Annotated in this window: 20 protein-coding genes; 9 read left to right on the top strand and 11 right to left on the bottom strand. The window is 74.4% G+C overall.

Going from position 1 to position 23,335, the window contains the following annotated elements:
* Window positions 1-60 precede the first annotated feature (60 nt).
* From ABZ318_RS17600 to ABZ318_RS17580, 5 genes are all read right to left on the bottom strand, one after another.
* The gene (locus ABZ318_RS17600) at window positions 61-1,509 is read right to left on the bottom strand and encodes a penicillin-binding protein 2 (protein WP_356903357.1); all 1,449 of its coding nucleotides are present in this window, start codon (window positions 1,507-1,509) and stop codon (window positions 61-63) included.
* 253 nt (window positions 1,510-1,762) lie between these two features.
* Window positions 1,763-2,425 (bottom strand): response regulator transcription factor, encoded by a 663-nt coding sequence (locus ABZ318_RS17595; RefSeq protein WP_356903356.1) that lies wholly within the window; start codon window positions 2,423-2,425, stop codon window positions 1,763-1,765.
* Entirely contained in the window at window positions 2,422-3,657 is a 1,236-nt protein-coding gene (locus ABZ318_RS17590; RefSeq protein ID WP_356903355.1) for a histidine kinase, read from the bottom strand. The genes ABZ318_RS17595 and ABZ318_RS17590 overlap by 4 nt, the downstream gene beginning before the upstream one ends.
* The gene (locus ABZ318_RS17585; protein ID WP_356903354.1) at window positions 3,654-4,667 is read right to left on the bottom strand and encodes a hypothetical protein; all 1,014 of its coding nucleotides are present in this window, start codon (window positions 4,665-4,667) and stop codon (window positions 3,654-3,656) included. Before ABZ318_RS17585 ends, ABZ318_RS17590 begins: the two co-directional genes overlap by 4 nt.
* Before the next feature lie 108 nt (window positions 4,668-4,775).
* The gene (locus ABZ318_RS17580) at window positions 4,776-5,546 is read right to left on the bottom strand and encodes an IclR family transcriptional regulator (protein ID WP_030691616.1); all 771 of its coding nucleotides are present in this window, start codon (window positions 5,544-5,546) and stop codon (window positions 4,776-4,778) included.
* A gap of 150 nt (window positions 5,547-5,696) precedes the next feature.
* On the opposite strand from ABZ318_RS17580, the gene ABZ318_RS17575 reads away from it, so the two are divergent.
* Window positions 5,697-7,199 (top strand): aldehyde dehydrogenase (NADP(+)), encoded by a 1,503-nt coding sequence (locus ABZ318_RS17575; RefSeq protein ID WP_356903353.1) that lies wholly within the window; start codon window positions 5,697-5,699, stop codon window positions 7,197-7,199.
* Window positions 7,200-7,205: 6 nt separating this feature from the next.
* Here ABZ318_RS17575 and ABZ318_RS17570 read toward each other — a convergent pair whose 3' ends face one another.
* On the bottom strand, window positions 7,206-8,213 hold the full coding sequence (locus tag ABZ318_RS17570) for a zinc-dependent alcohol dehydrogenase family protein (protein WP_356903352.1): 1,008 nt from the start codon (window positions 8,211-8,213) through the stop codon (window positions 7,206-7,208).
* Window positions 8,214-8,303: 90 nt separating this feature from the next.
* Between ABZ318_RS17570 and ABZ318_RS17565 the strand changes: the two genes are divergently transcribed.
* On the top strand, window positions 8,304-9,218 hold the full coding sequence (locus ABZ318_RS17565; protein ID WP_356903351.1) for an AraC family transcriptional regulator: 915 nt from the start codon (window positions 8,304-8,306) through the stop codon (window positions 9,216-9,218).
* Here the strand turns inward: ABZ318_RS17565 and ABZ318_RS17560 are convergent.
* Window positions 9,215-10,627, bottom strand: coding sequence for an MFS transporter (locus ABZ318_RS17560; RefSeq protein WP_356903349.1), 1,413 nt, complete (start codon window positions 10,625-10,627; stop codon window positions 9,215-9,217). The genes ABZ318_RS17565 and ABZ318_RS17560 overlap by 4 nt on opposite strands.
* Window positions 10,628-10,697: 70 nt before the next feature.
* On the opposite strand from ABZ318_RS17560, the gene ABZ318_RS17555 reads away from it, so the two are divergent.
* The 3 genes from ABZ318_RS17555 to ABZ318_RS17545 all read left to right on the top strand — a co-directional run bounded on the left by ABZ318_RS17555 (window position 10,698) and on the right by ABZ318_RS17545 (window position 13,686).
* The gene (locus ABZ318_RS17555; protein ID WP_356903348.1) at window positions 10,698-11,699 is read left to right on the top strand and encodes a helix-turn-helix domain-containing protein; all 1,002 of its coding nucleotides are present in this window, start codon (window positions 10,698-10,700) and stop codon (window positions 11,697-11,699) included.
* 80 nt (window positions 11,700-11,779) lie between these two features.
* Window positions 11,780-12,487 (top strand): DsbA family oxidoreductase, encoded by a 708-nt coding sequence (locus ABZ318_RS17550; RefSeq protein ID WP_356903347.1) that lies wholly within the window; start codon window positions 11,780-11,782, stop codon window positions 12,485-12,487.
* A 140-nt stretch (window positions 12,488-12,627) separates the two neighbouring features.
* Entirely contained in the window at window positions 12,628-13,686 is a 1,059-nt protein-coding gene (locus ABZ318_RS17545; protein WP_356903346.1) for an aminotransferase class V-fold PLP-dependent enzyme, read from the top strand.
* A gap of 52 nt (window positions 13,687-13,738) precedes the next feature.
* On the opposite strand, the gene ABZ318_RS17540 is transcribed toward ABZ318_RS17545, so the two are convergent.
* The gene (locus tag ABZ318_RS17540; protein WP_356903345.1) at window positions 13,739-14,248 is read right to left on the bottom strand and encodes a MarR family winged helix-turn-helix transcriptional regulator; all 510 of its coding nucleotides are present in this window, start codon (window positions 14,246-14,248) and stop codon (window positions 13,739-13,741) included.
* Window positions 14,249-14,382: 134 nt separating this feature from the next.
* Between ABZ318_RS17540 and ABZ318_RS17535 the strand changes: the two genes are divergently transcribed.
* The gene (locus tag ABZ318_RS17535) at window positions 14,383-15,453 is read left to right on the top strand and encodes an alkene reductase (RefSeq protein ID WP_356903344.1); all 1,071 of its coding nucleotides are present in this window, start codon (window positions 14,383-14,385) and stop codon (window positions 15,451-15,453) included.
* Window positions 15,454-15,508: 55 nt separating this feature from the next.
* Here the strand turns inward: ABZ318_RS17535 and ABZ318_RS17530 are convergent, their stop codons facing one another.
* Complete coding sequence (locus ABZ318_RS17530; protein ID WP_356903377.1) at window positions 15,509-16,606, bottom strand: aminotransferase class V-fold PLP-dependent enzyme; 1,098 nt, start codon at window positions 16,604-16,606, stop codon at window positions 15,509-15,511.
* Between the two features lie 240 nt (window positions 16,607-16,846).
* Between ABZ318_RS17530 and ABZ318_RS17525 the strand changes: the two genes are divergently transcribed.
* Together ABZ318_RS17525 and ABZ318_RS17520 are read left to right on the top strand one after the other, a co-directional pair.
* On the top strand, window positions 16,847-17,827 hold the full coding sequence (locus ABZ318_RS17525; protein WP_356903342.1) for a hypothetical protein: 981 nt from the start codon (window positions 16,847-16,849) through the stop codon (window positions 17,825-17,827).
* Between the two features lie 67 nt (window positions 17,828-17,894).
* A complete protein-coding gene (locus tag ABZ318_RS17520) occupies window positions 17,895-18,980 on the top strand; it encodes an amidohydrolase family protein (protein WP_356903341.1) in 1,086 nt (361 codons plus the stop codon).
* Window positions 18,981-19,010: 30 nt separating this feature from the next.
* Here ABZ318_RS17520 and ABZ318_RS17515 read toward each other — a convergent pair whose 3' ends face one another.
* Window positions 19,011-19,571, bottom strand: coding sequence for a GNAT family N-acetyltransferase (locus tag ABZ318_RS17515; RefSeq protein ID WP_356903340.1), 561 nt, complete (start codon window positions 19,569-19,571; stop codon window positions 19,011-19,013).
* Entirely contained in the window at window positions 19,568-21,862 is a 2,295-nt protein-coding gene (locus tag ABZ318_RS17510) for a penicillin acylase family protein (protein WP_356903339.1), read from the bottom strand. Before ABZ318_RS17510 ends, ABZ318_RS17515 begins: the two co-directional genes overlap by 4 nt.
* Window positions 21,863-22,200: 338 nt before the next feature.
* On the opposite strand from ABZ318_RS17510, the gene ABZ318_RS17505 reads away from it, so the two are divergent.
* On the top strand, window positions 22,201-23,187 hold the full coding sequence (locus ABZ318_RS17505) for an SCO1860 family LAETG-anchored protein (protein WP_356903338.1): 987 nt from the start codon (window positions 22,201-22,203) through the stop codon (window positions 23,185-23,187).
* Window positions 23,188-23,335 lie beyond the last annotated feature (148 nt).

Here is a 23,335-nt window from a genome sequence, read left to right as displayed (position 1 = left end):
CGAGCGTGACCCTGCATACCGTGTGACGGGGCCCGACTGCCAATCGGTCCCCGTCTCACGTCACTTCAGCGCCGCCTCCATCATCTTCTGCGCCACCGGCGCCGCCAGGCCGTTGCCGCTGACCTCGGAGCGGGCGGCGCCCGAGTCCTCGATCATCACCGCGACGGCGACCTGCTTCCCGGTCGAGGGGTCCTTCGCGTAGGAGGTGAACCAGGCGTACGGCGTCTTGCTGTTGTTCTCGCCGTGCTGCGCGGTGCCGGTCTTGCCGCCGACCTCGGCGCCGTCCACGGCCGCGTTGGTGCCGGTGCCCTTCTCCACCACGGTCACCATCGCGCTGCGCAGCTGCTCGGCCGTCGAGGAGGAGACGATCCGCTCGGTGTCCCCGTCCTCGAACGAGGTCAGCGCGTCGCCGTCGGAGTCGACGACCTCCGAGACCATGTGCGGGGCGGCGAGCAGACCGTCGTTCGCGATCGCGGCCGACACCATGGCCATCTGCAGCGGGGTGGCGGTCACGTCGAACTGGCCGATGCCGGTGAGCGCCGTCTGCGCCCTGTCCATGCCGGACGGGTACACGCTCGCGTAGGCGCGGACCGGGACGTCCAGCTCGGCGTCGTCGAAGCCGAACTTCTCCGCCATCGCCCTCACCTTGTCCTGCCCCAGGTCGGCGGCCATCTTGCCGAAGACGTTGTTGCAGGAGTAGCGGAGCGCGGTGCGGATCGTGGCGTTCTCGCAGGGTGCGGAGGCGTTCTCGTTCCTCAGCACGGTCCGGGTGCCCGGCAGGGTGTACGGGTCGGGGCTCTTCGTCGCCGTGTCCACGGAGCCGTACAGGCCGTCCTCCAGGGCGGCGGCCGCGACGACCAGCTTGAAGGTGGAGCCGGGCGGGAGCGGCTGCCGGATCGCGCGGTTCACCAGCGGCTTGTCCTCGTCGGCCATCAGCCGCTTCCAGACGTCGCCGTCATTCGTTCCGGAGATCTTCGACGGGTCGTAGGACGGGGTGGAGACCATGGCGAGGATCCGGCCGGTCGCCGGGTCGAGGGCGACGGCGGCGCCCTTCTTGTTCCCGAGCGCCCGGTAGCCGGCCTTCTGCACGTCCGGGTCGATCGTGGTGACGACCGTGCCCGGCTCCTGCTGCTTGCGGGTGACGGCGTCCAGGGGGTTCTTCAGCCGGTCGTCGGTGCCGTCGAGGACGTCGGAGTAGATGCCCTCCAGCTGGGTGGCGCCGTAGGCCTGCGAGCTGTAGCCGGTGACCGCCGCGTACAGCTCGCCGTCCGTGTAGGTGCGCTTGTACGAGAGGTCCGATCCCTCCGTCCTCTTCGAGCCGGTGACCGGGGAGCCGGCCACGACGATGTTCCCGAGCGGCTGCGCGTACTGCGCGATGGTCTTCCGCCGGTTCTTCGAGTCGTCCGCGAGCGCCTTGCCTTCGTACGCCTGCACCCAGGTGGCCCGCCCGAGCAGGGCGAGCACCAGGAGCAGGACGAAGACCGACGTGTGCCTGATCGTCTTGTTCATCGCACTGATGGGGACGAACGGACCGGCGGCGGACGTTCCGGATGTGTCCCGTTTCTCAGCGAACCTTCATGTCCGAGCGCCGTGTGATCATGTGGATGCCCTGGGGAGGGCCGGAGACGTACGGGGAGAGGGGCCGGCGCGGACGGCGAGGCGGTCGACCCGTACGCGCGCACGGGCCCGATCACCGAGGGCCGCGGCGGCTGCGGGGTCGCCACGAGGTCCTGAGGCCCGGGCCCCCGCCGCCGGCGGGGCTTCAGCCCGTCCGTACGAACCCCGACTCGTACGCCAGGATCACCGCCTGGGTGCGGTCCCGGGCGCCGAGCTTCGACAGGACCGCCGCCACGTGCGTCTTCACCGTCGCCGGACCGACGCCCATCCGGTCGGCGATCTCCGCGTTCGTGAGGCCCGTCGCGACCAGGCGCAGCACCTCCGCCTCCCGTTCGGTGAGCCGCGCCACCCACGGCGGCGCCACCGGCGGGCGGCGGCGGGCGTGCTCGGCGGCCAGTCCGCGGACCGCCGCCGGGTAGAGCAGCGAGTCGCTGCGCGCGACCATCCGGACCGCGCTCACCAGCTCCTCCGCCGCCGCCCGCTTCAGCAGGAAGCCCGCCGCGCCCACGCGCAGCGCGTCGTACACGTAGGAGTCGTTCTCGAAGGTCGTCACCACCACGATCCGCGGCGGCTCCGCCATCCCGGCGAGGATCTGCTCGGTGGCCCGGATCCCGTCGATCTCCGGCATCCGCACGTCCATGAGGACGACGTCCGGCCGCTCCGCCCGCACCACCGACACCGCCTCGGCGCCCGTGGACGCCTCGCCGACGACCCGGAGGCCGGGCTCCGCGTCCAGGATGACCCGCAGCGCCGTCCGGACCATCCGCTCGTCGTCGGCGAGGACGATCCTGATCTCCGGGGTGCTCACCGGGGGACCCTGACCGCGAGGCGCCACACGCCGCCCGCCGGGCCCGCCTCGGCGGTGCCGCCGAGCAGCCGGGCCCGCTCGGCGATCCCGCGCAGGCCGCGCCCGCCGTCGGGCCGGGTGACCGGGGGACGGGCGGGCAGGGGGTTCTCCATCGTGATCTCCAACTCCTCGGTACGGGCGTCGAGCCGTACGGTGACGGGCGCGCCGCCCGCGTGCCGGGCCGCGTTCGTCAGCCCTTCCTGGACGATCCGGTACGCCTCCCGCGACAGCGCCTCCGGTACGGAGCCCAGGGCCCCGTCCACCGTCAGCGCCACCCGCGGCCCCGCGCCCCGCACCAGGGCCTCCAGGGCGTCGAGCCCCGGACCCACGCCCTCCTCGGCGCCCTCGCCCCGGCGCAGCAGGCCGAGGGCCCGGTCCAGTTCGCCGACCGTGCGCCGGGTGGTCTCCTCGATCGCGGCCAGCGCCTCCCGTACGAACTCCGGGTCGGCCCGGTCGCCGTCCAGGACCCGGCGGGCCGCGCCCGCCTGGAGGGTGACCGCGCTCAGGGCGTGGCCGACCGAGTCGTGCAGCTCGCGGGCGAGCCGGCCCAGAGCCTCCGCCTCGGCGGCGCGCCGCTCCGCCGCCGCGAGCCGGTCCGCCGGGCTCGGTCCGAGCAGCCGGGGCGCCTGCCGGGCGAGCAGGGCCCCGGTCGCGGCGGCGACGGCGGCGAGCGCGAGCAGCATGAGCAGTCCGGCCGGGACCGCGCCCCAGATCAGCCAGGTCGCGTCCAGGCCCCAGAGCCGGCCGAGTTCGGAGTCCCGGAGACCCGGCGAGAACGGCAGCGCGAGGACCGCGACCGCGAACGGCGGCAGGGCCAGCGTCGCCCCGCTGATCAGCGCCCCGGCGCCCAGGTGCAGGGTGAACCACGCGGCCGTCCGGGCCCTGGCCCGCCGGCCGCGCGCCGGGCCGTCCGCGTACCGGTCCGCCGGCACCCCGCACAGCGCCCGCGCCGCCGCCACCGACATCGGCCGGGCGAGCGGGAAGAGCGCGACGGTCGCGGCGAGCGGCAGCCCCACCGCGTACGCCCCGAACTGCACCCCGAGGCTGCCGTTGAACATGCCGCCGTCGTCGAGGAACGGGCCCATCACCAGGGTGCCGACCATCCAGAACGGCATGAACAGCGCGCCGCCCAGGATCAGATGGAGCCAGCGCAGCCTGGCCCGCTGCCCGAACAGGGCCCGTACCGGTCTCATGCCCCGGCGCCCGGCCGCAGCAAGGCCGTGCTTTTCTTCAGAAAAGCCGCCACGCACGCGGCGAGCAGGAACCCGGTGATCATGTCGCCAGCGTAGGACAGCTGTACGAGTCCGGGGACGCTCTTGGTCGGATCCGAGTCGGGCGACAGCGCGACGAGCGACATGTAGGCGCCCCAGCAGCCCACGGCGCCCGAGGCCGTCCAGGCCAGGGCGAGCGTGGTGCGGACCCGGAGCCGGGCCGGCCGGCGCAGCACCAGGAAGAGGGTGAGGGTGGCGGCGACGACGACGAAGCCGAACCGCTCGGCCTCCAGGACGTGGAAGTCGGAGTCGCGTTCGGCGATCCGGCGGGCGGACAGGCCCGTGGTCGATCCGGCCGCCCACAGCAGGTGGAGCGTGGCCGGCAGGAGCGCGAGCACCGAGCCGGCCACGGCGAGGACCCGTGCCCCGGGCCCGGACGTGCGGGCGGACAGCTCACCGAGCCGGCCCCGCCACAGCCGGCCCCAGCGGTCCCGGGCGTACAGGGCGAAGAGGGCGCCGAGGGCGAGGCCCTGGAGGATGAAACCGCCGTACACGACGCCGAAGACCCAGTCGTCCAGGAAGGGTTCGTGGGGCGTGGCGGCCTTCTCGTCGCCGGTGAGGAGGGCGACCGCGAGCTGCGCCGGGTAGCCGGTCATGATCGGGGCGAGCAGTCCGGTCGCCGCCCACATGGGCAGGGCGAGCAGCCAGGCGGGGACCCGGCGGCCCCAGGCCTGGGTGAGCAGCAGGGCGAGGACGACGACGAGGACGTCGGCGACCACCGAGACCGAGTTGGCGATCACCATCATCCGCCGGTGCTCCAGGAGCGCGCTCCCGGCCGGGATGCCGATCTCACTGCCCGCCACCCAGGCGACCTTGAGCGAGATGTACGGGAGGCAGGCGAGGATCGCGAGGACGCGCAGCGCCCGGCGGGCGGCGCTCGGACGGTGGCCGGCGGAGGCCGCCGGGGCGGGGAGGGAAGCGGTCTGTGTCATGGCCCCACGCTCCCGCGCGGGCCCCGGCGCCCACCTCCTGCCGAGCGGTGAACCGCCTCCGCCGCACGGGGGAGGCGCCCTCCTCCCGGGGCCCCGCCGGTCGGCCGGTCAGAGGCGGCGGGTCGCCAGGGTCAGCCGGTCCCGCGCGTCGAACAGCGCGTCCTTGATCATCTGCTCGTGGGCCGGGGTGAGCCGCGCCACCGGCACCGAGCAGCTGATCGCGTCCCGCGCCGGGGTCCGGTAGGGGATCGCGACGCCGAAGCAGCGCAGCCCCAGGGTGTTCTCCTCGCGGTCCACCGAGTAGCCCTGCTCGCGGATGACATGCAGCTCCTCGATGAGCTTCTCGCGGTCGGTGATGGTGTGCTCGGTCAGCGCCGGGAGCGTCTCCGGGAGCAGCTTGCGCACCTGCTCGTCGCTGTGGGTGGCGAGCAGCGCCTTGCCCAGCGAGGTCGAGTGCGCGGGCAGCCGGCGGCCGACTCGGGTGAACGGCCGCAGGTAGTGCTGGGACTGGCGGGTCGCCAGATAGACGACGTTGGTGCCGTCGAGCCGCGCCAGGTGGATGGTCTCGGTGGTGTCGTCGGAAAGCCGGTCGAGGGTGGGCCGGGAGGCGGCCACCACCTCGTCGCCGTCGATGTACGAGGTGCCGACGAGCAGCGCCCGCACCCCGATCCCGTACCGCGTGCCCGTCGCGTCCGTCTCCACCCAGCCCAGCTCGACCAGGGTGCGCAGCAGCATGTACAGGCTGGACTTGGGGTAGCCGACGGCCTCCTGGACGGCGGCGAGCGAGTGCATCCCGGGGCGGCCCGCGAAGTACTCGAGCAGCTCCACGGTCCGCACCGCGGACTTCACCTGTGCCCCACCCGCGTCGGCAGTCGCCATGCCCCTCGCCCCTTTTCCGTTGTCCGCCCGTCCCCGGCCGCCCCGGCCGAACGGGGCCCCTTGTGGAGACGGCCGGGCCGTCAATAGAGTCCCGCCCAGATGCGTTCATCTACGGGAACTGTGTTCAGAATAGCGAACAGGGGCGTGGCGGTGGCGGCAGAACCAGTGTGGAGTGTGGACCCCCGGACGGGGAAGCCGCGCGAGCAGGTTGCGGTGGAGGCCACAGCCGAGGAGGTCGACCGCGCCGTCAGGGCCGCGCACGCCACCCGCGGGGCCCTCGCCGACCGCACCGCGCGGGCCGCCTTCCTCCGTACCGCCGCCGACCTCCTCGACGGCTCCGGCGAGCACGTCGTCGAGGCGGCCGACGCCGAGACCGCCCTCGGGCCCGTCCGCCTCACCGGCGAACTCGCCCGCACCACCGCCCAGTTGCGTGCCTTCGCGGACGTCGTCGAGGACGGCTGGTTCCTCGACGTCCGGATCGACCCGCCCGACCCCGGGGCCACCCCGCCCCGCCCCGACATGCGCCGCTGGAAGATCCCGCTCGGCGTCGTCGCCGTCTACGCCGCCAGCAACTTCCCGCTCGCCTTCTCCGTCCCCGGCGGCGACACCGCGAGCGCCCTCGCGGCCGGCTGCCCGGTGGTGGTCAAGGCCCACCCCGACCACCCCGCCACCTCCGAGCTCTGCGCCTCCCTGCTGCGCCGGGCCGCCGCCAAGGCCGGGCTCCCCGAGGACGTCGTCGTCCTCGTCCACGGCTTCGACGCGGGCGTGGAGCTCGTCCGGCACCCGCTCGTCGCGGCGGCCGGCTTCACCGGCTCGATCCGCGGCGGCCGGGCCCTCTTCGACGCGGCCGTCACCCGGCCCGTCCCCATCCCCTTCCACGGCGAACTCGGCTCCCTCAACCCGGTCGTGGTCACCGAGGCCGCCGCCGCCGAGCGCGCCGAGGAGATCGGCGCCGGACTCGCCGGCTCCATGACCCTGGGCGCCGGACAGTTCTGCACCAAGCCCGGCTTCGTCCTCGCCCCCCGGGGGGAGGACGGCGACCGCTTCCTCGACGCCCTCACCGCCGCCGTCAGCGAGACCGAACCGGCCGTCATGCTCGACCACCGCATGCGGGACGCCTTCGTCGCCGGCGTCGCCGAGCGCGCCGCCCTCGCCGGCGTCGACACCCCGGTCACCCCCGGCGCGGGCGGCGCCCACACCGTCAGCGCCGGAGTCCTCGCCGTCGACGCCGCCGCGCTCGCCGACGGCGGCCACCACCTCCTCCTGGAGGAGTGCTTCGGACCGGTCACCGTCGTCGCCCGCTACTCCACCCGGGAGGAGGTGACCGCCGTCCTCGGCCTGCTGCCCGGCAACCTCACCGCCACCCTGCACATCGCCGCGGATGCCGCCGAGGACCCCGAGGCCGCCCCGCTGCTCGCCGAACTCACCCCGCTGGCCGGCCGCGTCCTCGTCAACGGCTGGCCCACCGGCGTCGCCGTCGCACCCGCCCAGCACCACGGCGGCCCCTACCCCGCCACCACCTCCACCTCCACCTCGGTCGGCGCGACCGCGATCGAGCGCTGGCTGCGCCCGGTCACCTACCAGTCGACCCCCGACCACCTCCTGCCGCCGGAGCTCCGCGACGGCAACCCGCTGGGAGTGCCGAGGCGCTGACGCCCCTCAGGAGGAGACGCGCACCACGATCTTCCCGAGGTGCGCGTTCGACTCCATCAGCCGGTGGGCGTCGGCGATCCGCTCCAGACCGTCGAAGACCTCGGCGATCACCGGCGCCAGGGAGCCGTCCCGCAGCCCCGAGCCGATGAACCCGGCGGCCCGCCGACGCCCCTCCTCCGTCCTGGCGAGCTCCCCGTTCGCGTACCCGTGCGTGGTCAGCGGCCAGTTCCGGGACAACTCGGTGGGCCGCGGGTCCAGCCAGCCGTACAGCACGGCGGTGCCACCGGTCCGCAGCGCGTCGCCGAGCCGGGCGAAGCCGGGGCCGCCGATCGCGTCGAAGGCCAGGTCCGCCCCCGCCCCGCCGGTGATCCGCCGCACCTCCCCGACCAGGTCCTCGGTGTCCGTGGCGATCACGTGCGCGGCCCCCAGCTCCAGGAGCCGCTTCCGCTTCCCCTCGCCGCGCGTGGTGGCGATCGGTACGGCTCCGATCCGCAGCGCCGTCTGGATCGCGGCCGTCCCCACCCCGCTCGACGCGCCGGTGACCACCACGTGGTCGCCGGGACGCAGGCCGCCGGTCAGGACCATCCCGCCGTACGCCGTGAAGTACGAGAGCCAGACCGCGGCCGCCGTCACCGCGTCCACCCCCTCGGGCCGGGCCACCACGTACTCCTCCGGGAGCACCACCCGCTCCGCGTACACGCCGTACGTCCCGAAGTCGAAGTTGGCCGCCGCCATCACCGGGTCGCCCGGCGCGTACGCCGTGACCCCCGCCCCGACCGCCTCGACCACACCCGCCGCCTCGTAGCCGAGCCGCGAACCCGGCAGCGTCGCCGGGTAGTAGTAGGTGCCGGAGCGGAACAGCGCCTCGGCGCGGTTGAGTCCGATCGCCTCGACCCGGAAGAGGACCTCCCCGGGACCGGGGGCCGGCAGCGGCACCTCCTCCACGCTCAGCACCTCGGGACCGCCGAGCTCGTGGAACAGAACTGCCTTCGTCGTCATGCTCGTTGTCGTCATGACCTCGACGTTAGGAGCGACCAGGGAGACGTTCCATATCTCCCTGGATCCCCACCATGTCCGATCGTCTCGCCCGCTACGCTCCAGACCATGGACGTACTGAGCGATGCCATCGCCGCCATGCGCACCGGGCGCCCCCACTCCTCCCGCACCGTCCGCTTCGCCCCCTGGGGCCTCCGCTTCCCCCCGAGTAAGGGCGCCGGATTCCACGTCGTCCTCCAGGGCGCCGCCTGGCTGCTGCCCCCGGACGACGGCGCCCCCGTCCGGCTCGGCCCCGGCGACGTCGTCCTCCTCGCCCACGGCACCGGCCACGGCCTCGCCGACCGGCCCGACACCCCGCTCGTCGACGCCCTGCCCGCCCCCGACGGCTCCTGGCCCACCCCGCCCGACCGGGGGCCCGTCGACGCCGAGGAGACCCTGTTGCTCTGCGGCGCCTACCAGCTCAGCCGGGCCCGCGCCCACCCCCTGCTCACCGAACTGCCGCCGTTCGTCCACCTCCCCGCCCGGGTCGGCTCCCACCCGCGGCTGCGCGCCGCCGTCGACCTGCTGGGCGCCGAACTCGCCGAGCCCCAGCCGGGATCCGACGCCATCGTCCCCGCCCTCCTCGACACCCTGCTCCTGTACCTGCTCCGCACCTGGTGGCTCGCCGAGCGCGCCGACCGCTCCACCGGCTGGTCGGCCGCACTGAGCGACCCGGCCGTCGCGGGCGCCCTGCGCGCCCTCCACGGCGACCCCGCCAGGGCGTGGACGGTCGAGGAGCTGGGCGCGCTCGGCGGCCTCTCCCGCGCCGCCTTCGCCCGCCGCTTCACCACCCTCGTCGGACGCCCGCCCCTCGCGTACCTCACCTGGTGGCGCATGACCACGGCGGGCCGCCTCCTCCGCTCCGACGACCTCCCCCTCCGCGCGGTCGCCGAACGCTCCGGCTACTCCTCGGAGTTCGCCTTCGCCAAGGCCTTCAAGCGCGAGTACGGGGTGGCCCCCGGCCGGTACCGCAAAGGCGCCTAGGGGGTGTCCTGCGGACCCGACCCCGATCCGCCGGACAGGTCCTGGCGCGTTCCGCCCTTGCCGCGCGGCAGGCGCAGGGCGGCCAGGGTCGTCAGGGTCAGCAGACCCGCGCTGATCAGGAGGCTCGTGCGCAGGGCCGTCGTCATGTCCCGGGCCGCGAGCGAGCCGAAGACCGCGATCGCGAGGGCGCCCGCCGTCTGCCGGATCGCGTTCAGCAGACCCGCCGCCGTGCCCGCCCGCTCCACCGGGACGGCCTCCATCATCGCCGCGATCAGCGGCGGCAGGGAGAAACCGACCCCGAGCGCGAGCGGCACGAGCAGGAGGGCCTGCGCCACCCGCGAGGAGTCCGCGTCCACGGTGAGCAGCCCCAGGAGGCCGGCCACCCCGACCGCCTGGCCCAGGACGATCGGCAGCCGCGCCCCGTACCGCGCCGCCACCCTCGCCGACAGGATGTTCACCCCGGCCAGCAGCCCCGTCATCGGCAGGAACATCAGCCCCGCGCCGAGCGCCGAGAGCCCGAGCACCTGCTGGAAGAAGAGGCCGAACACGAAGACCATGCCGTAGAAGGCCACGCTGTTCGCCGAACCAGCCGCCACCGCCACCGCCACCGTCGTGTTCCGGAACAGCCCGAGCGGCACCATCGGATGCCGCCGCCGGGCCTCGACCAGCAGGAACGCGGCGAAGGCGACCACCGCCACCCCCAGCGCCCAACGGGCCTCCGCGCCGCCCTCGATGGCCGCGAAGGTCAGCGCCCCGAGCGCCGTCATCGCTGTGAGCTGCCCCGGCAGGTCCAGCGGGGCGGGCCGGCGCGACGAGCGGGCCACCCGGGTCAGCAGGGCGATCGCGAGGACCCCGAGGGGCAGGTTGACGAAGAAGATCCCGCGCCAGCTCCAGGCCGTGGTCAGCGCCCCGCCCGCGACCGGGCCGAGGGCCACCGCGACCGTGCCGCCCGCCGCCCACAGCGACACCGCCCGGGCCCGCCGCCCGGGATCGCCGTACGCCTCCCGTACGAGTGCCAGCGAGGCCGGCAGCATCACGGCCGCCGCCGCGCCCTGCACCGTCCGGGCCGCCAGGAGCCCGGGCAGGCCGGGGGCCAGACCGCAGGCCGCCGAGGCCAGCGTGAAGACCACGACCCCCGCCCCGTACGCCCGGCTCGCCCCGACCCGGTCGGCCAGCGCCCCGCTGGAGAGCAGCAGCGCGGCGAAGGCCAGCGCGTACGAGTCCACGACCCATTGCAGACCCGTCATCCCGGCCCGGAGGTCCGCGCCGATCGCGGGCAGGGCGACGTTGACGACGGAGGTGTCGAGGGTGATGAGGGCGAAGCCGAGCATGGCCGCGGCGAGCGCGGGCCCGGGAGAGGGGGCGCTGCGACGGACAACCGGCTTGGTGGTGAGCACTGTTGAGGACATGCGCCCAGCTTCGTGACCTGCGCGCCCGTACAGTAGTGGCGAGAATGCCATACGACCGGAGGTTCTGGCCATGACCGTCGAGTCCCGCGTCCGGGGCGTCCAGCGCGTCGCCGTGATCGCCGCCCCGCCCGTCTCGATGTTCAACCTGGCCATCCCGGAGATGCTCTTCGGCAAGGTCGAGGTCGACGGCGGCCCCGGGTACGAGACGGTCATCTGCGCCCCCGACCCCGGGCCCGTCACCACCACCGGCGGCCTCGACCTGGTCGTCCCCCGCGGGCTCGACGCCGTCGCCGGGGCCGACACCGTGATCCTCGCGGGCAGCGGCGCCTACACCGACCCCGACCCGCGCGTCCTCGACGTCCTGCGCGCGACCGCCGACGCCGGCAAGCGGATCGCCTCCATCTGCACCGGCGCCTTCGCGCTCGCCGAGGCCGGACTGCTCGACGGCCGGGCGGCGACGACGTACTGGGCGTACCGGCCGCTGCTCGCCGCCCGGCACCCGGCCGTCGACCTCCAGGACGACGTCCTCTTCGTCCAGGACGGCCCCGTGCTCACCTCCTCCGGATACGCGGCGGGCATCGACCTCTGCCTGCACGTCATCCGCACCGACCACGGCGCCGCCGTCGCCAACGCCGTCGCCCGGCTCGCGCTCGTCGCCCCCGTCCGGCCCGGCGGCCAGACCCAGTTCACCCAGACCCCGCTGCCGCCCGAGCGCGGCGTCTCCTTCGCCGACACGCGCGCGTGGGCGATGGAACACCTCGACGAACCCCTCGGCCTCACCGACCTCGCCCGGCACGCCAAGGTCTCCGTCCGCACCCTCTCGCGCCGCTTCCACGCCGAGACCGGCGTCAGCCCGCTCCAGTGGCTGCTCCACCAGCGCGTCGAGCGGGCGAAGGAGCTCCTGGAGACCACCTCCCTCGCCATGGACCAGGTGGCCCGCGCGAGCGGCCTCGGCTCCGCCGACTCGCTGCGCCAGCACGTCCTGCGCCGCACGGGCCTCACCCCGAGCGCCTACCGCTCCTCCTTCAGCCGCATGGTGCCGCGCCTCACACCCGGGACCGGAACGGAATGAAGGAGGCCGGACGGGGCGTTGCCCCCCGTGGAACACCCACCACGGACCACCCCACCGGCAACCCCTCGGAGAGAAGTCACATGCGCGTCGAGATCTGGAGCGACATCGCCTGCCCCTGGTGCTACATCGGCAAGGCCCGCTTCGAGAAGGGGCTCGCGGCCTTCGCCCACCGCGACGACGTCGAGGTCGTGCACCGCTCCTTCGAGCTCGACCCGAACCGCGCCAAGGGCGACACCGGCCCCGTCCTGGAGATGCTGGCGAAGAAGTACGGCCGCACCCTCGACGAGGCCCGCGCCATGGAGGCGCACGTCGCGTCGAACGCGCACTCCGAGGGCCTCGCGTACCTCACCGACGGCCGCGACCACGGCAACACCTTCGACATCCACCGGCTGCTGCACCTCGCCAAGGAGCGCGGCCGCCAGAGCGAACTCCTGGACCTGGCCTACCGCGCCAACTTCGCCGAGGAGCGCTCCGTCTTCGACACCGAGACCCTGGTGGCGCTGGGCGTGGAGGCCGGTCTCGACGAGGCCGAGGTCCGGGCCGTCCTCGCCGACGAGTCGGCCTACGCCGAGGCCGTACGGGAGGACGAGCGGGAGGCCGCCGAACTCGGCGCCACCGGCGTGCCGTTCTTCGTCCTCGACCGCCGGTACGGCGTCTCCGGCGGCCAGCCCGCCGAGGTCTTCACCCAGGCCCTGGAGCAGGCCTGGCAGGGCCGCGTCCTCCAGCCGGTCGGCGCCGACGCGGAGGTCTGCGGCCCGGACGGCGCCTGCGAGGTCCCGCAGGCCTGACCGCTCCGATCCGCACCGCGCCCGGCGCGCGGCGAGTCTGACCTGCACCGCATCTGACCTGCGGAGATAAGAGCGGCTTGGGGTCCCCCCACGATCGAATCGCCATTGACGGGTGATCGTGGGGGATCCAGGGTGGGGTCATGGATTCCCTTGACCAGCCGCTCGGCGGCGCCGAGTTCGCGCCCAAGAACACCTATCTGAACACCTCCGCCTGCGGACTGCTGCCCCGCCGGACCGTCGAGGCCGTCACCCTCCTCGCCGAGGAGACCGCCGACGGCCGCGCGGACGGCGCCGGCAGCTTCGACATCGTCGACGAGGCCCGTGCCGCCTTCGGCCGGATCGCCGGCGTCTCCCACGAGCGCGTCGCCGTCGGCAGCTCGGTCGCGGTCCACTGCGGGATGATCGCCCAGTCGCTGCCGACCGGGTCCGAGGTCCTCTTCCCCGAGGGCGACTTCTCCTCCGTCATCACCCCCTTCACGATCCGCGGCGACCTCAAGACCCGCTTCGTGCCCCTGGACCGGCTCGCCGAGTCCGTCCGGCCCGGGACGGCGCTCGTCGCCTTCTCCGCCGTGCAGTCGGCGGACGGCCGCACGGCCGACTTCGCGGCGATCCGGGAGGCGGCGGCCGCCCACGGCGCCCGCACCCTCCTCGACGCCACCCAGTCGGCGGGCTGGCTGCCGCTGAACGCGGGGGAGTGGGACTACACGGTCGCCGGCGGCTACAAGTACCTGCTCTGCCCGCGCGGCGCGTCCTTCCTGACCGTCACGGAAGAGGCGCAGGACTCCCTGCTCGCGATCCACGCGGGCTGGGTCACGGGCGAGGAGCTGTGGGTCAACAGCTACGGACCCGTCCGTGAACTGGCCCGCTCCGCCCGCCGTTTCGACGAGCCGGCCGCCTTCCTCTCGTACCACGGGGCGGCCCGTTCGCTCGCCCTCCTGGAGGAGATCGGCATCGAGCGGATCGAGGCCCACGACAAGGGGCTCGCGGCCCGCTTCCGCGCCGGGCTCCTCGACCTCGGCCACGCGCCGGTCATGGACGACTCGACGGTCGTCGCCGTCCCCGGCCTCGGGGACCGGGCGGACGCCCTGCACGACGCGGGCGTCCTGCTCTCGGCCCGCGCGGGCAACCTGCGTGCGTCGTTCCACCTGTACAACACGGCGGCGGACGTGGACCGCGTCCTGGACGTCCTGGCGGGCTGATCCGAAGGGCAGCCCCGCACCCCGGACCGCCCCGGACCCGGCGGGGCAGGTCTCAGCAGACCGGCCCGGCGGCCTCCTCGCCCGCCTCCTCGGTCAGGTTCCCGCCCACCAGGCCGAGCAGGCGGGCGAGCTCCGCCCGGTCGGCCGGGGCGAGTCCGGCGAGCGTGCTCTCCTCCAGGTCCGCCCACGCGCCCTCGACCCCGGCGCGCAGGGCCAGGCCCTCCTCCGTCGCCTCGACCAGGACCGCGCGCCGGTCGGCCGGGTCCGGGCTGCGGCGGACGTATCCGCACTGCTCCATGCGCTGGAGCATCTTCGTCACGGTGGAGGGGTCGAGGCCGAGCGACTGGATGAGCTCCGACTGACGGACCGCGCCGCAGTCCCACAGGCGCATCATCATCAGTTCCTGGCCCGGGTAGAGGCCGAGGTCCCGCAGCCGCCGGCCCATGGCGATCCGGTGGAGCCGCGCGACCCACGCCAGGGCGTGGCTGACGGTCCCGCCGCACCCGGCGGGCACCGGGGGCTCGACGGACGGGACGGTACAGACGGGGTCGGTTCCTGACATGCGGGCTCCTCGGGACGGCTCTCCTCCCCAAGATTACCTTTGGGCGCCAGATTCTCTTGGCTGGCCAAGTAAATGGGTTACAGTGGCACCGGCCCAATTAGTTGGCCGACCACATATCCTTGTGAGGGACAGCCGTGACCACTGCATTCGACCCGATCGACCTCGCCGGCACCCGCCTCGCCAACCGCATCGCGATGGCCCCCATGACCCGCAGCCGCGCCAACGGCGAGGACGGCACCCCCACCGCGATCGTCGCCGAGTACTACGCCCAGCGCGCCTCCGCCGGACTGATCATCACCGAAGGCGTCCAGCCCGTCCCCGAGGGCCAGGGCTACCCCAACACCCCCGGACTCCACAGCCGCGAGCAGATCGCCGCCTGGCGCGAGGTCACCACCGCCGTCCACGAGCGCGGCGGCCGGATCTTCGCCCAGCTCATGCACTCCGGCCGGATCGGCCACCCCGACCTCCTCGACGGCGACCTCCACCCCGTCGGCCCCTCGCCCGTCGCCGCCGCCGGCCAGGTCTACACCCACGAGGGGCCCAAGGACTTCGTCACCCCGCGCGAGCTCACCGGCGACCAGGTGCGCGAGGCGATCGCCGGCTTCGCCTCCGCCGCCCGCAACGCCGTCGAGGCCGGCTTCGACGGCGTCGAGATCCACGGCGCCAACGGCTATCTGATCCAGCAGTTCCTCGCCTCCGGCTCCAACCACCGCACCGACGAGTGGGGCGGCCCGGTCGAGAACCGCATCCGCTTCGCCGTCGAGGTCGTCAAGGCCGTCGCCGCCGAGATCGGCCCCGAGCGCACCGGCCTGCGCATCTCCCCGGCCAACACCCTCAACGACATCAGCGAGACCGACACCGAGGAGCTCTACACCCGGCTGCTCACCGCGATCGAACCCGTCGGCATCGCCTACCTCCACGTCCTGGAGACCGCCCCCGAGCGCCGCCCGCTCGTCCTCGACCTGCGCAAGCGGTTCGCCGGCACCTTCATCCTCAACCCGGCCACCGGTGCCGACCCGACCGGCGCCGAGTCCCTGGCCCTGATCGAGGACGGCACCGCCGACCTCGTCGCGTACGGCAGGCTCTTCATCGCCAACCCCGACCTGCCCGCCCGCCTGCGGACCGACGGCCCCTACGCCACCCCGGACCCCGCCACCATGTACGCCGGCGGCCCCCAGGGCTACATCGACTACCCCGCGCTCTGAACCCGGGTGGGCGAAAGGGGCGGGGGCACGGACCCCCGCCCCTTTCCCGTACGGACTACCAGGCCTCCGTGACCGCCCGGCGCGCGCCCTCCAGGTCCACCGCGCGGCCCGACTCGCCGAGCGCCGCGCCCAGGGCGGCGAGCGAGGACTGCACGGCCCCCGGGGTCGCGTCCACCCCGTAGTGGTTGACCCGGACCATCTCCTTGGCCAGCGCCCCGCCGCCCGCGATCAGCGGCAGCGACGGATCGGCCGCGAGGGCCTTCGCCACCAGCTCCGAGGCGTCGACGCCCGCGGGCGTACGCAACGTCGTCGCCACCGGCGCCGCGTCCTTCGCCTCGTACACGTACGGCTCCAGGCCTCCGCCCAGGGCCAGCGCGCCCGCACGGGTCGCGGCCGCCGCCGAGGCGTGCCGGGCCGTCAGCACGTCCAGGCCCTCCGCCTCGATCCGCTCCAGACAGGCCTCCAGGGCCAGCATCTCCAGCTGCGCCGGAGCGTGCAGAAGAGCCTTCCGGCCGCCGTCGATCCAGCGCTCCTTCCAGTCCAGGAGGGAGAGGTACGAGCGGCGCGGCGCGGCCGGGTTGGCGGCGAACCGCTCCCACGCCCGCGCGCTCACCGACACCGCCGACACACCCGCGGGCCCGCCCATCGCCTTCTGCGCGCCGATGATGCACATGTCCACGCCCCAGGCGTCCGGCAGCACCGGCTCGGCGCCGATCGACGCCACGGCGTCCAGGTAGAACAGCGCGCCGTGCGCCCGCACGACCTCACCGATCTCCGCCACCGGGTTGGTGTTCCCGGTCGCCGCCTCGGCGTGCACCAGCGACACGAAGTCGATCTCCGGGTGCTCGGCGAGCGCCCGCTCCACCTGCTCCGCCGTCACCGCCGTGTGGAAGGGCACCTCCAGGTCGACCACGCTCGCCCCGCAGTCCCGCAGCCAGTTCCCGAAGGTCTGGCCGTACGGACCGGTGACGACGTTCAGCGCGGTCGAACCGGCCCGCGCGCCGCTGCGGATGCATCCCTCCAGGGGCAGCAGCGCCTCGCCCTGGGTGATCACCACGTCCTGCTCCGTGGAGAGCAGGGCGGCCACCCGGCGCTCGATCGACGCGAAGTGCGCGGCGGTCATCGGAGCCAGGTCCAGCAGCGGATGTGTCACGGTCACGGAGGTTCCTTCTTCGGTGTCGCATGCGTGTCGCATACATCGGGATCGGGCTCGTGCCAGCGTAAGCGGTCCCTGGAACCCGGCCGGGGACGGTGCGTCGTCACGGTGCCGTGCGGAACGTGTCACAGGGTTCTCACCACCGCGTTCGGAGGCTTTCCCCGGAGCCCCGCCGGTGGGATGGTGCGGGCCGGAGCGGCCCCGACGGAGGCCGCCGGGAGGAACGGGGTGGACACCATGATCCGGAGAACCGGCAGAACCGGCGGAACCAGAACCGGCGCGAGGGGAACGACGCGGCCACGCCGGGCGCTGGCGGCCGCCGCGGCGCTCGCCCTCGCCGCCCCGCTGACCCTCGCCGCCTCGGGAGACGCGGGAGCGACCGGAGTGGTGTGGACGGCTCCGTTCCGCACGATCGTCTTCGCCCGCTACGACGCGGCGGCGCCCGTCGAGGACCTGTACGCGATCGCCCCGTTCGGGGGCTCACCCACCCGGCTCACCCACACCCCCGCCGTCAGCGACGTGATGCCCAGCTGGTCCCCGGACGGCAAGCGGGTGGCGTTCCTCCGCTACGGCTCCGACGGCGCGATCGACGGCATCTGGACGATGAACAGCGCGGGCGGCGACCTGAAGCCCGTGCCCGGCACCGAGGGCGCCTCCGACCCGGCGTGGTCCCCGGACGGCACACGGATCGCCTACTCCAAGCCGGTCGGCACCGAGCGCGAGATCTACGTGGCCGACACCGACGGCACCCCCGCCACGCGGCTCACCCACACCGCGGAGGACGAGTTCCACCCGACGTGGTCCCCGGACGGCGGACACCTGGCGTACAGCCGCGCGGACGCGTCCGGGCACAGCAGGCTGATGAAGATCCGGCTGTCCACCCTGGAGCAGACGCCGATCACCCTGGCCGGCTCCCAGGACTGGACGCCCGACTGGTCGCGCGGCGACCGGATCGTCTTCAGCCGCGTGGACTCCACCGGCTTCGCCCATCTCCATGTGGTCCGACCCGACGGCGGGGGGACGCACCGCATCACCTCGGCCCGCGCCAACGACAAGTACCCGTCCTGGTCGCCGGACGGCAGGCGCCTGGTCTTCACCCGGGGCGGCACCGACGACGCCGACCCCGAGCACCTCTTCGTGGTACGGGCCGACGGCACCGGGCTCTTCCAGCTCACCAAGACCGACTCGCACGACCTGGAGGCCGACTGGCACCCCTGACGGCCCCGCCGGGAGAGTGACGGACATCGCCGCCCGGGGCCCGGGCGGCGGCTCGTAGAGTGCGGGTATGAGCGATCACGAGGTGCTGCACGTGAAGGGGCGGGTGCTCGTCGGCCCGGAGGACGTCCGCGACGAACTGTGGTGCGTCGACGGGCGGATCACCTTCGACCGGCCCGCCGCCGAGGCCGTCACCGTCGAGGGCTGGGTGCTCCCCGGACTCGTCGACGCCCACTGCCACGTCGGCCTCGACCGGCACGGCCCCGTCGACGAGGCCACCAGCGAGAAGCAGGCCCTCACCGACCGGGACGCCGGCACCCTGCTCATCCGGGACGCGGGCTCGCCCTCCGACACCCGCTGGATCGACCAGCGCGAGGACCTCCCGAAGATCATCCGGGCGGGCCGGCACATCGCCCGCACCCGCCGTTACATCCGTAACTACGCCCACGAGATCGAGCCCGCCGACCTCGTCGCGTACGTCGGCCGCGAGGCCCGCCGCGGTGACGGCTGGGTCAAGCTCGTCGGCGACTGGATCGACCGCGAGGTGGGCGACCTCACCGCCTGCTGGCCGCGCGCCGAGGTCGAGGCGGCCATCGCCGAGGCGCACCGGCTCGGCGCCAGGGTCACCGCGCACTGCTTCGCCGAGGACTCGCTCCGCGACCTCGTCGAGGCCGGCATCGACTGCATCGAGCACGCCACGGGTCTCACCGAGGACACCATCCCGCTCTTCGCCGAGCGGGGTGTGGCGATCGTCCCGACCCTGGTGAACATCGCGACCTTCCCGCACCTCGCCGACGGCGGCCAGGAGAAGTTCCCCCGCTGGTCGGCCCATATGCGCCGGCTTCACGAGCGCCGGTACGACACCGTCCGCGCCGCTTTCGACGCGGGCGTGCCCGTCTTCGTCGGCACCGACGCGGGCGGCTCCCTCGCCCACGGCCTGGTCGCCGAGGAGGTCGAGGAGCTGACCCGGGCCGGCATCCCGCCGATCGACGCGCTCTCGGCCACCGCCTGGGGGGCCAGGGCCTGGCTGGGCCGCCCCGCCCTGGAGGAGGGCGCCCCGGCCGACCTCGTCGTCTACGGCGAGGACCCGCGCGCGGACGTCCGCGTCCTCGCCGCGCCGCGCCGGGTCGTCGTCAACGGCCGGGTCGTGGGCTGAGACCCCGGGCCCCGGCCCGCGCCGGTCCGGTCAGCGGCTCAGGAACGCCAACCGGGCCCGCTTCTCCGGGATGAAGACCTCCGGCAGGTCCACCTCGGGGAGCACGACCTCCGGTCCCAGCTCGAAACCGGCCCGCAGCATGCGGGCGATCGCCTTCTCGTTGGCGGCGTCGGGGTCGACCACGATCCGGGTGCGGTCCGTCAGCGAGAAGGCGACGAGCACGGTGAGCAGCCGGCCCGTGAAACCGGGCTCGGGGGCGAGCCCCGGCGCGACGAGCAGGTGCACACCGATGTCGCCGGGCCGCACCTCGTAGCACTCGCCCACCCGGTCCGCCGCCGGGTCGTACGTCTGGAAGAGGGCGACCGGCTCCCCGTCCCGGCTGACCAGGTAACCGTGGTGCGTGGTCAGCGAGTCGAGGTGCGCGTAGACCTCCCGGACCTGCCCGACGGTGGTCCCGCCCATGCCCCAGAAGCGTGCCCGCTCCTCGTTGACCCAGCCGTGCAGGAGCGGGGCGTCGCCGTCGGGGTCGACGGGGCGGACCGTGACGGTCCCGAAGCCCTCGACGGTCTGGACGTGTACGGCGGTGGTCATGCCTGCTCCTTCGTGAGCTTCTGCCAGTCGGTGGTGACGGGGGCGAGCTCGCCCCGCAGCCACAGGGGGAGTTGGTCGCGGTGGTGCGGGTCGCCGGGGACGCCGGACGCGCCGAACGGCACGATCCAGCGGCTCCGCTCCCGGTCCGCCAGGTCCCAGACGTACCGCGCGGCGGAGGCGCGGGCGCTGCGGTCGGTCCACCCGGGCACGCTGGACGTGGAGAGCACGCAGTCGTGGTCCCCGCCGAGCCCCGGCCACCGGTCGTCGTCCGGGTCGGGCAGCGCCTGCCAGGGCGCGAGCCGGTGCGTCACGCCCCACGCGGCGGGCGGCTCCCCGGCGCCGACCTCGTCGAGCGCCTCGCGCACGATCCGGTCGACGTCCCCGGCGGGCACGGGCCCGGCCACGAGCAGCGTCTCCAGGGCGAAGGCGACGCGCGGCCCGAGCGCCAGCCAGGGCCGGAAGAGCTCGGGGTACGGGGCGGGTTCGCGCAGCGCCGCGAAGGCCTCGTGCCCGGCGAGCCGGCGCACGACGGCCCCGCGCACGGCCGCGTAGAGCCCGGCGTCGACGCTCTCGGCGTCCATCCGCCGGTCCCAGCCGAGCAGCCGCCGCCGGACGTCGGAACCGGCGGGGGAGAGGCGGGCGGGCCGGTCGCCCTCGGGGCCCGGGGGCGAGGTGCGGCCGGCACGCGCGAGGCCGTCCGTGCCGGTGACGACGGACGCTTCGACGGGACCCGCACCGGCGGCTCCGGCGGCACCGTCCGTTCCGGGGCGGGCCGTCGCGGCGACGGCTTCTTCGGCGGTGCCGTCCGTCGCGGTGACGGCTCCTCCCGCGGTGTCGGCCGTCGTGACGAGCGTCGGGGCCTCGCCCGCGCGTCGGACCGCCTCCAGGAGGCGGGTCGCCGAGGGGTTGTCGGTGTCCCGGTGGATCGCGGCCGTCGTCTCCGGGGTCCAGGCCGCCGAGGCGTGCAGCAGTTCGTCGATCCGGGCCGCCCGGTGCGGTGGCGCGAACTCGACGCCCAGCGGCGCGGCCAGGCCCCGGGCGTTGGCCATCACGGCGTGGCCGTGGACCTCGGCGCGGGGCAGGGGAGCAGGCGCGTCGGCCCAGGCGTGCGCCGGGTCCCAGGCGGGTACGACGCGCAGGGAGTTGGCCCGGTCCCGTACGGGCACGTGGCCGACGACCCGGTGCAGGAGACCGCCCCGGGTGTCGGCGGCCTGGACGACGTTCACCGGCTCGACCCAGCCGTCGAGGGCCGTATCCACGTCGGCGACGGTCCGGGCGCGCAGCAGCGCGGGCAGCACCCCGAAGCCGAGCTCCCCGGTGACCCGCGGCGGGTGCCGCAGGGCGATGCCCTCCCACTCGGCGGAGCCGTCCCGGGGCTCACCGATGATCACCGGCCCCCGGTCCGTCTCGATCACCTCGATCCCCACCGGCTCCGCGTCCGCGACCTCGATCGTCTCGGTGTGCGCGGCCGCCGGGGCCCAGCCGTCGGGGCCGAGGGCCTCCACGGTGCCGTCGGGGAGCCGTCGCAGCCGTTCCCGGTACAGGTCCTGGTAGTCCGCCATCGCGTTGGTGATCGCCCAGGCCACCGGCCCGGTGTGGCCGAAGTGGGCGAGGCCGGGGATGCCGGGGACGGCGAGGCCCACCACGTCGTACGCGGGGCAGGCGAGGCGGATCTGCTGGTAGACGCCCGGAGCCTCGATGAACCGGTGCGGGTCGCCGGCCACCAGGGCCGCCCCGCTCGCGGTCCGTCCGCCCGCCACGACCCAGCCGTTGGAGCCCGCGGTCCCGGGCCCGTCGGTCGCGAAGAGCTCCGTCCACTCCTCTCCGAGCCGCCGGGCGACCTCGTCCCGCCACAGTTTGGTGGGGAAGCCGGCGAAGAGGATGTGGGTCGAGAGCCAGACGGCGAGCGGGGTCCACGGCTCCCACCGGCCGGCCGTGAGGCCGGTCTCGGCGAACTCGGGTGCGCGGTCCGCCCCTTCGGCGAGACCGTCGTCGACCCCGGCCACGTACGCGCGTACCCACGCGGCCGTCGCCGGGTCGGTCGCCGCGAGCCGCTCGAAGCAGCGGCGGGCGGTGTCGGCGAGCCGGGCCCGCCGGACGAAGGCGTCCCAGCCGAGCTCGGCGGCGCCGAGGAAGGCGGCGGTGGTGCCCTGGGCCCGGTGCCGCTCGACCTCCAGCTGCCAGGCGCGGTCGCGGGCGGTGACCCGCCCCTGGGCGAAGGCGAGTTCCTCCGGGTCGGCGGCCCGCAGATGGGGGACGCCCCAGGCGTCCCGGTAGACCTCGATGCTCACGGAGTCCTTCGATCGCTTAGGTTAGGCTGGCCTAAATTAATCTACAGGAGATCCTCGGGTTGACGATCCGTGACCCTGGTCAGCCGTGGATCGTTCTCACTTCTCGCGCACACGGCACTCCGTACGAAACACGCGGGGTGGCTGAGAACGGTTGTGTCGAAAAAAATCGAAAATGAACACGGAAACCCCCCTTTGGAGTGAACTCACGTCAGGCGACTGCCGGTTCACTCTCCGTGCGTAAAGATTCCGGTGTCTCAAGTCGCCGAGGCCGCACCGACCCACCGTCCCCGTGGTGAGCGGCCCGGCGACGCCATGTCTCCTGTGGGGGTTCCACCATCTTGAACAGCAACACCTTCCGTCTGCCCGTACGCCGTTCCGCCGCTGCCGCGACCGTCGCCGCCCTGGCCGTCGGACCGGTGCTCCTCGCGGCCCCGGCGGCGCACGCCACGGGCGGCGAAGGGCGCTCCACCGCCGTCGTGCTGCGGGCCGGCCTCGACGTCTCCCTCCTCGGCAAGACCGTGGACGTGCCGGTGCGGACCTCCCTCAACGAGGTCGAGGCGCCGGCGAGCGAGAACGAGACCGCGCTCTCCGTGAAGGTGCGGGGGGCCGAGGGCGGGAAGCCGGTCGACCTCCTCAAGGCCGACGTCGCCACCGCGGACGCGACCGTGGACGAGAAGAAGGCCGAGGGGTACGTCAACCTCGTGAAGGCGCGCGTGCACGTCCCCGGCCTCCCGCTGCTCTCCCTCGTCGAGGTCGAGAAGGTCACCTCCAAGGCGCTGTGCGAGGTGGGGAAGAAGCCGGTCGCCGAGTCCAACGTCCTCGGTCACGTGACCGTGTTCGGCAAGAAGACCACCCTGTCCGCGGGCGGCCGGACCCAGGTCGCCGTGCCGGGCGTCGGCCAGGTCACCCTGGACCTCTCCCGCACCTCCACCACCACCCGCACCGCCGCGGCCACGGCCCTCGAACTCAAGGTGGCGGTCGACCCGCTGAAGCTCGGCGTCGCCGAGGTCAACGGCACGGTGACCCTCGCCGAGGCCACCTGCGAGACGCCCAAGGGCACGGCCCCGACCCAGAAGCCCACCGGGAAGCCGACCGACCGGCCCACCCGGAAGCCGAGCGAGCGGCCCGCGCAGCAGCCCTCGGCCAAGCCGAGCGACGCCGGCGGCATCAAGACGAACAACGGCGGCACCACGCCCACCGAGAACCTCGCCGAGACCGGCGGCAGCTCCACCACCCTGTACATCGCGGCCGGGGCGCTCGCCCTCCTCGTCGCCGGCGGCGGCGCCCTCGCCCTGACCCGCTCGCGCGCCCGCTCCCGCGACTGACGGCCCGAGGGGGAAGCGCCGGGGGGCGCCGGAAGGGAAGCGAGGGGCCGGGGAGGCGCGGTCGCGGGAGCGAGCGGCGACGCGAAGAAGCTGGTCGAGCAGCTCGCCGGGACGCAGGTGGACCAGCTGAAGGCATGGAAGAAGGGCG

Source organism: Streptomyces sp. NPDC006197 (genome assembly GCF_040613865.1).
GTDB lineage: Bacteria > Actinomycetota > Actinomycetes > Streptomycetales > Streptomycetaceae > Streptomyces.
This window is presented reverse-complemented; position numbering and strand designations above follow the sequence as displayed.

Bases quoted from the DNA above. Each gene is read 5' to 3' on its own strand.
- ABZ318_RS17560 (WP_356903349.1), bottom strand. From the start codon at position 10,627: ATGTCCTCAACAGTGCTCACCACCAAGCCGGTTGTCCGTCGCAGCGCC.
- ABZ318_RS17580 (WP_030691616.1), bottom strand. From the start codon at position 5,546: ATGGCGACTGCCGACGCGGGTGGGGCACAGGTGAAGTCCGCGGTGCGG.
- ABZ318_RS17590 (WP_356903355.1), bottom strand. From the start codon at position 3,657: ATGAGACCGGTACGGGCCCTGTTCGGGCAGCGGGCCAGGCTGCGCTGG.
- ABZ318_RS17585 (WP_356903354.1), bottom strand. From the start codon at position 4,667: ATGACACAGACCGCTTCCCTCCCCGCCCCGGCGGCCTCCGCCGGCCAC.
- ABZ318_RS17520 (WP_356903341.1), top strand. From the start codon at position 17,895: ATGAGCGATCACGAGGTGCTGCACGTGAAGGGGCGGGTGCTCGTCGGC.
- ABZ318_RS17550 (WP_356903347.1), top strand. From the start codon at position 11,780: ATGCGCGTCGAGATCTGGAGCGACATCGCCTGCCCCTGGTGCTACATC.
- ABZ318_RS17600 (WP_356903357.1), bottom strand. From the start codon at position 1,509: ATGAACAAGACGATCAGGCACACGTCGGTCTTCGTCCTGCTCCTGGTG.
- ABZ318_RS17555 (WP_356903348.1), top strand. From the start codon at position 10,698: ATGACCGTCGAGTCCCGCGTCCGGGGCGTCCAGCGCGTCGCCGTGATC.
- ABZ318_RS17545 (WP_356903346.1), top strand. From the start codon at position 12,628: ATGGATTCCCTTGACCAGCCGCTCGGCGGCGCCGAGTTCGCGCCCAAG.
- ABZ318_RS17565 (WP_356903351.1), top strand. From the start codon at position 8,304: ATGGACGTACTGAGCGATGCCATCGCCGCCATGCGCACCGGGCGCCCC.
- ABZ318_RS17515 (WP_356903340.1), bottom strand. From the start codon at position 19,571: ATGACCACCGCCGTACACGTCCAGACCGTCGAGGGCTTCGGGACCGTC.
- ABZ318_RS17525 (WP_356903342.1), top strand. From the start codon at position 16,847: ATGATCCGGAGAACCGGCAGAACCGGCGGAACCAGAACCGGCGCGAGG.
- ABZ318_RS17570 (WP_356903352.1), bottom strand. From the start codon at position 8,213: ATGACGACAACGAGCATGACGACGAAGGCAGTTCTGTTCCACGAGCTC.
- ABZ318_RS17540 (WP_356903345.1), bottom strand. From the start codon at position 14,248: ATGTCAGGAACCGACCCCGTCTGTACCGTCCCGTCCGTCGAGCCCCCG.